12 protein-coding genes and 1 tRNA gene are annotated in these 11,108 nt (G+C 37.0%); 4 read left to right on the forward strand and 9 right to left on the reverse strand.

Annotated features, from left to right (window positions below; all coding sequences use genetic code 11):
* Positions 1 to 4 precede the first annotated feature (4 nt).
* The 3 genes from ACFSQ0_RS10670 (at position 5) to ACFSQ0_RS10680 (ending at position 1,728) form a co-directional block, all read left to right on the forward strand.
* The gene (locus ACFSQ0_RS10670) at positions 5 to 259 is read left to right on the forward strand and encodes a NifU family protein (protein ID WP_147862316.1); all 255 of its coding nucleotides are present in this window, start codon (positions 5 to 7) and stop codon (positions 257 to 259) included.
* Between the two features lie 68 nt (positions 260 to 327).
* Positions 328 to 1,389 carry an NAD(P)/FAD-dependent oxidoreductase gene (locus ACFSQ0_RS10675; RefSeq protein ID WP_379048049.1) on the forward strand — a complete coding sequence of 354 codons (1,062 nt, stop codon included), beginning with the start codon at positions 328 to 330 and terminating at the stop codon, positions 1,387 to 1,389.
* 3 nt (positions 1,390 to 1,392) lie between these two features.
* Positions 1,393 to 1,728, forward strand: a complete 336-nt coding sequence (locus tag ACFSQ0_RS10680; RefSeq protein WP_379048052.1) for a ferredoxin — start codon at positions 1,393 to 1,395, stop codon at positions 1,726 to 1,728.
* 218 nt (positions 1,729 to 1,946) lie between these two features.
* Here ACFSQ0_RS10680 and ACFSQ0_RS10685 read toward each other — a convergent pair whose 3' ends face one another.
* The 5 genes from ACFSQ0_RS10685 to ACFSQ0_RS10705 form a co-directional block, all read right to left on the reverse strand.
* On the reverse strand, positions 1,947 to 3,125 hold the full coding sequence (locus ACFSQ0_RS10685) for an acyl-CoA dehydrogenase family protein (RefSeq protein ID WP_379048055.1): 1,179 nt from the start codon (positions 3,123 to 3,125) through the stop codon (positions 1,947 to 1,949).
* A 234-nt stretch (positions 3,126 to 3,359) separates the two neighbouring features.
* Positions 3,360 to 3,701, reverse strand: coding sequence for a hypothetical protein (locus ACFSQ0_RS10690; RefSeq protein WP_379048058.1), 342 nt, complete (start codon positions 3,699 to 3,701; stop codon positions 3,360 to 3,362).
* 423 nt (positions 3,702 to 4,124) lie between these two features.
* A complete protein-coding gene (locus ACFSQ0_RS10695; protein ID WP_379048061.1) occupies positions 4,125 to 4,847 on the reverse strand; it encodes a tRNA1(Val) (adenine(37)-N6)-methyltransferase in 723 nt (240 codons plus the stop codon).
* A 39-nt stretch (positions 4,848 to 4,886) separates the two neighbouring features.
* Entirely contained in the window at positions 4,887 to 5,411 is a 525-nt protein-coding gene (gene rimM, locus ACFSQ0_RS10700; RefSeq protein WP_379048064.1) for a ribosome maturation factor RimM, read from the reverse strand.
* Positions 5,412 to 5,428: 17 nt separating this feature from the next.
* Positions 5,429 to 5,971, reverse strand: a complete 543-nt coding sequence (locus ACFSQ0_RS10705; RefSeq protein WP_147862322.1) for a 30S ribosomal protein S16 — start codon at positions 5,969 to 5,971, stop codon at positions 5,429 to 5,431.
* Between the two features lie 134 nt (positions 5,972 to 6,105).
* Between ACFSQ0_RS10705 and ACFSQ0_RS10710 the strand changes: the two genes are divergently transcribed.
* A complete protein-coding gene (locus ACFSQ0_RS10710) occupies positions 6,106 to 6,777 on the forward strand; it encodes a DUF6252 family protein (protein WP_379048067.1) in 672 nt (223 codons plus the stop codon).
* A 449-nt stretch (positions 6,778 to 7,226) separates the two neighbouring features.
* On the opposite strand, the gene ACFSQ0_RS10715 is transcribed toward ACFSQ0_RS10710, so the two are convergent.
* From ACFSQ0_RS10715 to trxA, 4 genes are all read right to left on the reverse strand, one after another.
* Positions 7,227 to 9,071: a tetratricopeptide repeat protein gene (locus ACFSQ0_RS10715; protein ID WP_379048070.1), complete on the reverse strand. Its 1,845-nt coding sequence runs from the start codon at positions 9,069 to 9,071 to the stop codon at positions 7,227 to 7,229.
* Between the two features lie 421 nt (positions 9,072 to 9,492).
* Positions 9,493 to 9,566, reverse strand: a tRNA-Asp gene (locus ACFSQ0_RS10720).
* Between the two features lie 137 nt (positions 9,567 to 9,703).
* Complete coding sequence (locus tag ACFSQ0_RS10725; protein WP_379048073.1) at positions 9,704 to 10,633, reverse strand: DUF58 domain-containing protein; 930 nt, start codon at positions 10,631 to 10,633, stop codon at positions 9,704 to 9,706.
* A 74-nt stretch (positions 10,634 to 10,707) separates the two neighbouring features.
* A complete protein-coding gene (gene trxA / locus ACFSQ0_RS10730) occupies positions 10,708 to 11,025 on the reverse strand; it encodes a thioredoxin (RefSeq protein WP_379048076.1) in 318 nt (105 codons plus the stop codon).
* Positions 11,026 to 11,108: the final 83 nt, after the last annotated feature.

Genomic DNA, 11,108 nt, shown 5'->3' on the forward strand with positions numbered 1-11,108 from the left:
GAAAATGAATTTAGAACTTAGGAAAAAGGTAGAAAAAGCACTAGAAGAAATTAGACCTTTCTTAAAGAATGACGGGGGAGATATTTCTTTACTTGATATCGACGAAAAAGAAAATATAGTGCGCGTGCAACTTGAAGGAGCTTGCGTGGGTTGTAGTGTAAATCAAATGACTTTAAAATCTGGAGTAGAAATGACCATCAAAAAATATGCTCCGCAAATTGATAAAGTTATCAACGTTGCACCCGAATTATCAAATTGATAATTGTCATTCATCGTTAATCCTATATCCGCTAATTTTGTATAAAATACTAAGCGATTAAATAAGCTATGATTAAAACAGATATTCTTATAATCGGTGCAGGTCCAACCGGACTCTTTACCGTATTTGAAGCCGGTTTACTCAAATTAAAATGCCACTTGATAGATGCCTTGCCACAACCTGGCGGGCAATGTGCAGAAATATATCCCAAAAAACCTATTTACGATATTCCAGCTTTTCCTGAAGTATTAGCCGGAGATTTAGTAGATAACTTGATGGAGCAAATCAAACCCTTTGAACCCGGTTTTACGCTAGGAGAACGTGCAGATACCATCGAAAAATTAGACGATGGTACTTTTATCGTAACAACAAACAAGGGCACAAAACATCATGCACCAGTGGTGGCTATTGCAGGTGGTCTAGGAAGTTTTGAGCCTCGTAAACCCTTGATAGAAAATTTAGGCCAATACGAAGATAAAGGCGTTCGTTATATGATTAAAGACCCTGAGTTTTACCGTGACAAAAAAGTGGTCATCGCAGGGGGGGGCGATTCGGCTTTAGATTGGAGTATCTTCTTAGCCGATGTGGCAGAAGAGGTGACTCTAGTACATCGAAGAAATGAATTTAGAGGAGCTTTAGATTCTGTTGATAAGGTGAAAGAATTAAAAGATTTGGGAAAAATCAACTTGATTACTCCAGCCGAAATTGTACAGTTGGAGGGTGAAGATCATCTCGAGGCGGTACTCATAAGAAAAAACAACGAGGCGAAAGAAGAATTTTGGTTGCCAGTAGATGAGTTTATTCCTCTCTTTGGCTTGTCTCCAAAACTTGGACCTATAGCTGACTGGGGCTTAGAGATTGAAAAAAATGCGATTAAGGTTGACAATAGCCTAGATTACCAAACCAATATTCCTGGTATCTATGCCATTGGCGATGTAAATACCTATCCTGGTAAACTAAAATTGATTCTATGTGGCTTCCACGAAGCTACTTTAATGTGCCAAAGTGCATACCAACGTATTTTCCCCGATAAAAAGTACGTAATGAAATATACAACCGTAGGAGGCGTTACTGGTTTTGATGGTAGCAAAAAAGAAGCTCCCAAGGCTGTAGTAAAGGCAATAAATTAAGTTATGAATCCAGATATAAATATCATCATTACAGATCGTGAGGGTCAAAAACACGAAGTGGTAGCCCCAACTGACATGAATATGAACATTATGGAGCTTGTGCGTTCTTATGAGCTGGCTCCAGAAGGTACTATTGGTGTTTGTGGAGGAATGGCGATGTGTGCCTCTTGTCAATGCTATATTTTAACACCTCAAATTGAGTTGCCAGACATGCAGGATGATGAAGAGGCCATGCTCTCGGAAGCATTTTATACGAAAGAAAACAGCCGTTTGGGTTGTCAGATACAACTTACTCCAGAGATGGAGGGATTAGAAATAGAATTAGCACCAGAGTCTTAACTGCCGCTATTGTTGGTGGTTGACTGAAATAAAAATGGAATTTTATAAAGGTCGTTATTAAAAAATAACGACCTTTTTATATTATTGAGAACTAAAAAGTGATTCTTCTATTTTTTAGGTCAGCTGCTCGATTAAAATAAATTCCCATCGATAAGTACATAAACAAACGGCAAGGATTTAAGCCTTGCCGTTTTACTTTTATTTTATGTTTTAATCGATTATTTAAAAGCTGGGATTCCGGTTATATCGGCACCGGTAATTAAAAGGTGAATATCGTGCGTTCCTTCGTAGGTGATAACACTTTCTAAATTCATCATATGACGCATTATGCTGTATTCTCCTGTTATTCCCATACCACCAAGCATTTGTCTAGCTTCACGTGCAATATTAATAGCCATTTCAACATTGTTTCTTTTGGCCATTGATATTTGCGCTGTAGTCGCTCGATCTTCGTTTTTAAGTTGTCCCAAACGCAAAGCCATTAGTTGAGCTTTGGTAATTTCGGTAATCATTTCTGCAAGCTTCTTTTGTTGCAACTGAAAGCTGGCAATAGGTTTACCAAATTGTATACGCTCTTTGGCATAGCGCAAAGCCGTATCATAGCAATCCATTGCGGCACCAATTGCGCCCCACGAAATTCCGTAACGAGCAGAATCTAAACAACCAAGTGGAGCCCCTAAACCAGATTTATTGGGTAATAAATTCTCTTTAGGTACTTTTACGTCTTGAAATATAAGCTCTCCGGTTGCAGATGCACGAAGCGACCATTTATTATGTGTTTCGGGAGTACTAAAGCCTTCCATACCACGCTCTACTATAAGTCCGTGAATGCGGCCTTCTTCATTTTTAGCCCATACGACGGCTACGTCACAAAATGGGGAGTTAGAAATCCACATCTTGGCTCCATTTAATAAATAATGGTCGCCCATATCTTTGTAGTTGGTAGTCATCCCTCCAGGGTTAGATCCATGGTCAGGTTCAGTAAGACCAAAACTTCCCATCCATTCGCCACTAGCCAGTTTAGGTAAATACTTTTGACGTTGCTCTTCGGTACCGTATTTAAAAATAGGGTACATCACCAAAGAAGATTGTACCGAGGCGGTAGAACGCACACCACTGTCTCCTCGTTCAATTTCTTGCATGATTAAGCCGTATGAAATTTGATCTAAGCCCGCACCGCCATACTCAGCCGGAATATAAGGACCAAATGCACCAATTTCGGCTAGACCTTTAATAATTGATTTTGGGAATTCTGCCTTTTGAGCGGCATCTTCTATAATTGGCGACACCTCTTTTTTAACCCAGTCTCGGGCGGCAGTACGTACCATTTTGTGTTCGTCGCTAAGCAAATCATCTATTTGGTAATAATCAGGGGCTTGAAATAAATCGGGTTTCATAGGTTTATTTTGTTTTTTTGGTAGCCGTAAAGTTAACCAAATCAAGCCGACTGGGCAATAAAATGGGTTGAATAAATTAGTGCTTTGCAGTAAAGGTATTTAAGCGAATGTGCTCTTTCCAGACCAATCTTAATTCGCTATAAGTCGTATTAAAATTTTGACTTTAAGAAAGAAAATTCCTTGCTTATGGGTTATTTTAGGAAATCCGCTAGGGGAAAACCAAACCATTTTTAGTTAATCTTTTATTTTTTTAAGTATATTAAGATCAGTCATAACTTCAAAGAAAAGCTCATTGGCAATAAGGGTGTCACTTGTAATCTCAATTTTATATTTACCTAATTCTTTTGGTGGAATGTATTTTTTCAAAGAATCTTGTTGGGTAAAAGAATTAATCTCTTCAGCATTATAAATATAGCTTGTATCGTTAACCTTAGCGTAGGGGTAATCAATATTAAAAAGTGATTTTTCACGCCATTTTACCGAGGTGTTGTTTTTATATTCTCCATCTTTTACAACTTGATTCGTAAAGGAAACATTATCTAAAGTAGCATTTATATTGTTTAATATGTGAAACAAAATAGCTAGAATAATAGAGTAGTTAACGGTAAACCAACAAAACAAAAAACTGAAGCTAATATATCGACAGCATTAAAGTGAAGAACAACCACGTGAACCAGTCATAGAAATTTTCATTAAATAGGATAACGATTAGAATCAAAAAGCATAGAAGACTAATTGCCTTAAGATACTTGTTTTTGATCAATGTCCCGCGAAATGCTAGCTCTTCAAATATTGGTATAAAAAGAACATAGGCGAAAAATAATACCTAAGCGTCTAGTTTTAATCTTATAATTTCAACATCATTAAGGTAGCTTTTACCCATATTAAACCATATTGCCTTTATTATAAAAAACTGACAGAAAAGTATTCCTGCCAGCAGCAATAACCAAATAAATCTGCCATATAAAACACAAAACAGTAAATTAAACTGTTCTTGCCTTACATTTTCAAATAAAAATCTTGTACTAGCTTTTTATAGGCTTGGGTGTATTGATGCCTTTTGGTCTCTATAGTCAACTCGTCTTTTTCTGGTGTTTGCACGGAGGTGAAACCAAACTGTAGCAAACAGCGTTTGATGGGACTGTTTTTATTCCCTTTTACGAAAGTTACTTTCTGTATATGCAGTTGCTCTGCTTCCGCGAAAGCGAGGAAAGCCTCATAATGTTTAAACGGAATAATGGTGCAAAAAATACCCTCTTCTGAAAGTAATTGGGAAGTGTGTTTTAATAACTCTTGAAAAGGAAGAGCATCTGTAAAACGGGCTTGGTTGCGCGGGGTATTTTTTGATTTGTAGTTTTCTTCATAAAACGGCGGATTACTCACAATCAAATCATAAGTATCGTCTATTTCGGCTGCAAATTCATCTAAGCTAACGTGATAACAAAAAAGTCGGTCGTTCCAATGGCTGGCTTCAAAATTATCGACACACTGTTCATAAGCATTTGCTTCGATTTCAATGGCGTCTATGATTTCTGCGTGGCTTCGTTGTGCTAGCATCAAAGCGATAACGCCGGTGCCTGCCCCAATATCGAGTATAGAAAAAGGGTTTTGGGAAATGCTTGCCCAAGCACCCAGCAATACGCCATCTGTGCCAATTTTCATAGCACAGCGATCTTGCGCGACACTAAATTCTTTAAATATAAATGCTTTTTCGGGGTTCATACGCTTTGCGGTTAAGTTTATAAATCCGCTTTAAGCGAATTACAAATACAAATCTAATAAACCGGGAGGAGTTTCTAGATGTATTTTTTTATTGACCTTGTCTACCTGCTTCAAGAAATGATCGTGAATAGGAACTAAGATTTCTTTACCTTGAAAGGAGATTTCGAACAGGGCTTGAGCGGTGGTATCATTTACACCCGTAATCTTACCTATAGGCCCCAATTGATTGTCGATTACCTCAAAACCAATGATTTCGTGATAGTAAAACTGGTCCTCTTTTAATTCGGGTAAAAAACTTAGAGGGAGGTATACTTCTTTTTTTAGCAAGGCATCGGCATCTTCCTCGTTATTCACGTCTTCTAATTTGAGGCGTAGCAGCTGACTTTTTTGTAGGGAAGATTTTTCAATAAAAAATGGAATCAATCGCTTGTGTTTTTCTACAAGGATTGATTCCATTTCAAGGAAACTTTCGGGATCATCGGTGTCTAGTTTAACCAGTACCTCTCCCTTAAAACTAAATTTACTTACGATTTTGCCTACATAAAAACAATCTTCTTTACGCATACCGTAAGCAAGTAAAATTAATCTTCTTTAGTCTCTTCTGTTTCTTCGCTAGCCTCTTCGGCCTGAGCTTCTGCTTCGGCAGCCTTTGCAGCAGCTTCTGCTTCATCTGCAGCTGCTTTTGCTTCTGCTTCGCGCTTCTCATTCACCTCTTTTTCTGCAGCAAGCGCTTGAGCTTTAGCTTCTTGGTCGGCTTTTGAGATAGAATCTTTTTTGGCATCGATACGGTTTGCTTTATCTTCTAACCAAGCGTTGAATTTCTTCTCTGCTTCTTCTTCGGTTAAAGCACCTTTACGAACACCTACCATTAAATGGTTTTTTAATAAAGCACCTTTGTAAGAAAGAATGTTTCTTGCTGTGCTTGTGGGTTGAGCTCCGTTTTGAAGCCATTCTACAGCTTTGTCTACGTTTAATTCGATAGTAGCCGGATTAGAAACCGGGTTGTAAATACCAATTTTTTCTAAGTATTTACCATCTCTTTTAGCACGCGCATCTGCTGCAACGATCCAGTAAAAAGGTTTACCTTTTTTACCGTGTCTTTGTAATCTTATTTTTACTGACATAAAAATTAAATTTTGAGGTTCTCGACCTCGATTATTAATAATTCGGCAAAGATACGAGATATTTTTTTTCTGCGATTAATTTAGTTCTTAATTTTTATTATAAATTTGCAGGTGTACCCAATAACTTTAAACTTATGAAAAAATTTTTCTTACTTAATTTAATGGCTTTGTTTTTAGTGAGCTGTGGCGATGATGTAGAATCTAATGCTCCTTCTATTCAAGGAGAATTAGAAGGCGTCTTTTTTAGAACCTCTACTTCTTATGCTGATGTAGCTACCGATAATTCACTGCAAATTGTGGGGAACACAGCCGATGAAACCATTACTTTAAACACAGAGAATTTTAAAGTTGGTAATTACTTGATTACACCAGAGGGTAGAAATTCGGCTAGTTTTATGACTTTTGACGGAGAGTTCTTTACCACCTCAGAAGCTAACGGTGAGGGAATGATTAGTATTACGCGAAGCGAAAATGGTAGTGTTTCAGGTGAGTTTTACTTCAATGCCATATCTGAAATAGATGGAGATACGCTAAACTTTTCTAAAGGTTATTTCTTTGAGGTTCCTTTTACTAGTGTAGGAGGAGGAGAACAGCCAGGTCCAGAACCTAGCCTTACCTGCGAAGAAGCGCAAACTACATCAAACCAATCTAGAGTATTATTTGAAAATACCAACCCTAATAATCCAAATTACTCCGCCATTTGCCAGCAGTATGCGGTGGCCTTAGAGCAAGAAAAAGCAGCTTGTGGGGATGAAGATGGTAGTATTCAAGATAAAATAGATGCGCTTCCTTGTTCGGCTCAATAGAATATTTCGCAATTATTAAAAGTTATAAAACCTCCACTTGGAGGTTTTTTTTGTGTTTTTTTTAAAACCAAAATTAGCCACTAGCAGGCTAAACATTTGTATTGGAGAAGTAGAGGCCGCTTGGCAATCTTATTAATGACAAAATGATAAGTGCGTTATGAACCATGAAAAAAGCTCCCTTTATGGGAGCTTTGCCGTGTTTAACAGCGCGCCCCCACGCTAGATAAACACCAAATTTATTTTAAAACACTAAAGTTTTATTTTGAGCTTTGGGAAAAATACTTTAGCTAGCTAAAAAACATTTTTGGCAGCTGTAATATATTCTCGGCTCTTGTACAAACTTATAAATTTGTTTGGGAGCGAGGATTTTTTAGGCATAGACAAATAATAGACAAGTTTGTTTTTTTTATAAGTTGCTTGCTGTGAGTTGAATACAGGTCTATTTTTTGTTATAAGTCTAGGATAAAACGGGTAAAGTCAACATCTTTTTCAAGATTGAATTTCTTTTTTAAACGGTATTTTCTTGTAATTACACTCTGAGGTGTGATGCTTAAAGCCTTAGCAATTTCTTTATTGGATAGGTTGATACGAATCAAGGCGCAAAAGTCAATTTGAGAGCTTGTGATAGCAGGATAATGCGCTTTTAATTGTTGGATGAAATCAGGGTTTAGGGCGATAAACTTATCTTTAATGATAGCCCAATAATCTTCGGCTTTATCAGTATTTCCTAAATGGATTAATAGCTGCTGTTGTGTTTCCTTATCTAATCTGTAGATGGCTTTGGAGTATTTTTGTTGTACCTGATTAAACTTTGCGGCCAAAGCTAAAATTTCGGATTTTTGAATCGCCAAGGTTTCTTCAGCTTTCTTTTTTTCTGTTTTTACTGCTTCTAAATCCTTGTTTAATTTTTTGGCTTTGGTGTCAGCTTGGCTTAAGGCGGCACCTGCTTTTTTCTGTCCGATTTTATATCGATAAAAATAATATGCGCTGCCCAATAGTAGCAAAGTTCCCAATCCTAGTAATAGATAAATGCGATAGGTGGACGAGGCTAGGTTTTTTTCGAGGGTTTTATTCTCTTCCAGTTTGTCTTGAAAAGCTAAACTTTCATAAAAATGCTGTTTGGCTAATTCATCGTTTCGATCATTTAACGAATCCTGAAGACTTAAAGTGCGTAAAAGCAATTTATTGTAGGTCTCTTTGTTGCTTCTGAGATAATCTTTTGCTTGTATATAAAATTTGATCTTTGATTTTATGCCAAATTGCTGTTGCGGATTGTTTTTTTCGTAATCTAAAACCCATAAGGCAAATGCAGTGGCTTCTTCTTTTAAGTTTTCTGACTCGAGTAAACTCATATACCTACGTGCAACATGATAAAGGCGTTCATTGATAGGATTCCATTCCTTGTTGAAAATTGAACGATAAATGCCAAGTGCTCGCTCCGAATCGCCTAAATAGGTAAAATATTTGGCCCTCAACTCATCATGGTAGTCCAAAATATTAGAGTGACCAAATTCTACTATTTTTGGGTGACTAAGGCTCAATAAAGAATCGGCTAAGGCAAGCTGACCGGTTTCTAGATAAGAGTGACTCAAATTGAGGCTTCCTAGGTAATAGGTGTCGAGTAGTTCATTGGCCTTTAAACGTGGGAGGGTTGCTTTAAATTCGGCAATAGCCAAATCTTGCATGTTTAATCGCCTATACAAGTTTGCTAAATTGTGATATTCGATAGGCACTTGCCTGAAAGTAAGCTCATTTGCTTCAATGGTGGCAATCACTTTCTTTTGAAAGTTTAAAGCGGTTTTGTAATCTTCTAAGCGGGCGTATGTGACAGATTTAACGGCTTTGAGTAAAGATACGGACTTAAAGTCTTTTCGGTTTTTTGCTGTTTTGATAGCCTCATCGGCTAGTTTTAAAGCTTCAGCATACTGGCCGTTATGATTATACATAACAGCTAAGTTATTTAGCATTTTTGGATACCGAGCCGAATTGGAGTCTATAAAAACAAGGTTTTGCTTAAAATGATAAATTGCAGAGTCTAATTTACTCTTTATCGAATAGTAAGTGCCGTTAAGTAGATGATTAGAGGCGCGCAGGCTATCGGGCCAAAAGCGTTCACCTACAAGTTGTAAACTGTCTAAGATGGGTTTGACTTCATCGGGTTGAGAAAAGAGTTTTTGAAATTGAGATAATTGATATTGGTGTATCCGCTGAGCTTCATCATGGCTTAGATTTTGAGCATGAGAAGACAGGCTTAAGACGAATGAAATTAGGATAGTTAGGTAGTGGGGCTTCATAGTTTTAAATGCCACAAAAGTAAAAAATATCCGATTAATGATGCATTTTAAGTTTATTATTTTGTAATTTTTAAAACAATGGTGCTTTTGTTAGGATGAATGTGAACTTTTTTTAGATTTATATATGACTAAGAATTTATTCTTGATCTATCCTTAAAACTCAATTAAGAGGAGTAAGAAGAACTGAATTCTTCCTGTATAGACTTGAAAAATTATTTGCTTAAAAACCCAGAAAATGGTCTTGATCCAAAATGTCCTTGATCCTTTATCAGCCCTAAACTAAAAAAAGCCTCTCCTTAAAAGAAAGGAAAAGCTCTTCATTGGTTTAACTACTTAAACCGAGATGCCAAACAATTGCTTGACATACACAACACAACTTCGCAAAAAAAAGCCTCAATGAAAATTGAAGCTTTTTTTATTGCGGTCTGGACGAGACTCGAACTCGCGACCCCCTGCGTGACAGGCAGGTATTCTAACCAACTGAACTACCAGACCGTAACTCATTTTTTAGACTTTGTTTTGTCTGTATTGCGCTTCTTCAAAGCTTCAGCGCAATTGCGAGTGCAAATATAAGTGCTTTTATGGTTCGTGCAAAAAAAAACACAGCTTTTTTTATATTTTTTTTAATAAAATCATTTAAAGCCTTGTCGTTCAATTAAATAAGTAATCAGTATTTTTTGCAGATCTTTTTGAATATCTACAGTTTGGTACTGTATCTTGTTTTTTAAACACATTTGTTTAAACAAATTCTGGTAACTTTTCATCTGTTGGCGATAGGCTTCCTGTAATTGAGAGGGGTAAACCGCCAATTCCTCACCGGTTTCTACATCGATAAATTTTTTAGGGGTATCTTCAAAGTCAAAATCCATTTCTTTTGAGCCATCTAATGTATGAAAAACCACAAGTTCGTGTTTATTGTGATTCAAATGACGTAAAGCAGCCAGGAGTTGTTCTTGGTCTTCATGGGCTTGTAATAAATCGGTAAAGAGAAATATCAAGGAACGACGTTTTACCTTTTCGGCAATTTGATGTAAAACCTCATAGGTGGCGGTTTTTTTGCGGCTTGAGGTAGGGGTAAGCATGTGTTCCAACTGATGTAAAAGCAGTTGAAAATGCCGTTCACTTCCTTTCTCAGGCAGGTAAAAATCGTAGGCATCGCTGTAAAGACTAAGTCCCATAGCGTCGCGTTGTTTCTTAAATAATTGCATTAAAGATGCTGTAGCTAAGGCTGCAAATCCTATTTTATTATACGCTCTTAAACTTTGCTTTTTTAAAGCCGGATAGTGCATGGAGCTCGATTGATCAATGATTACGTGACAACGCAAATTGGTCTCTTCTTCATACTTTTTGGTGTATAACCTATCGGTTTTGGCATAGAGTTTCCAATCGATGTGTTTGGTGCTCTGCCCAGGATGGTAAAGCGTATGTTCGGCAAACTCGGCTGAAAAGCCGTGAAACGGACTCGCATGTAGCCCCGATATAAAGCCTTCAACTACTTTTTTAGCCAGCAAATCTAGACGCCCAAAACCGGGCCCGTTTTGTATCTGTTCTTGTAAATTCATAGCCCAACAATTTAATAAAAATAAAAAAGGTCTAGCCGATAAGCTAAACCTTTTTTATGAATTAAAGATAAAAATTATAAAAGCTCGTCAATTGCTTTAGTGTAAGTATCTTTTGGAGAAACTCCTACTTGTCTTCCTACTAATTCCCCTTTGTTAAAAACTAAAACGGTAGGTATATTTCTTACACCATACTTAGCAGCAAACTCTGTATTTGCATCTACGTCTACCTTTCCAACAACTGCTTTCCCTTCATATTCTTTACTGATTTCATCAATTACAGGTCCAACCATTCTACAAGGTCCACACCAAGCTGCCCAGAAATCAACCAATACGGGTTTGTCGCTATTTAATACTTTTTCTTCAAAATTTGCGTCTGTAAGTTCTAATGCCATAATTTATATTTTTGTTGTTCTACAAATTTAGTCAATATTTTTATGTTTTCCCTACACCTTCTAAATTAGATTTTCCAATAGTC

Source organism: Mesonia sediminis, assembly GCF_042684705.1.
GTDB lineage: Bacteria > Bacteroidota > Bacteroidia > Flavobacteriales > Flavobacteriaceae > Mesonia > Mesonia sediminis.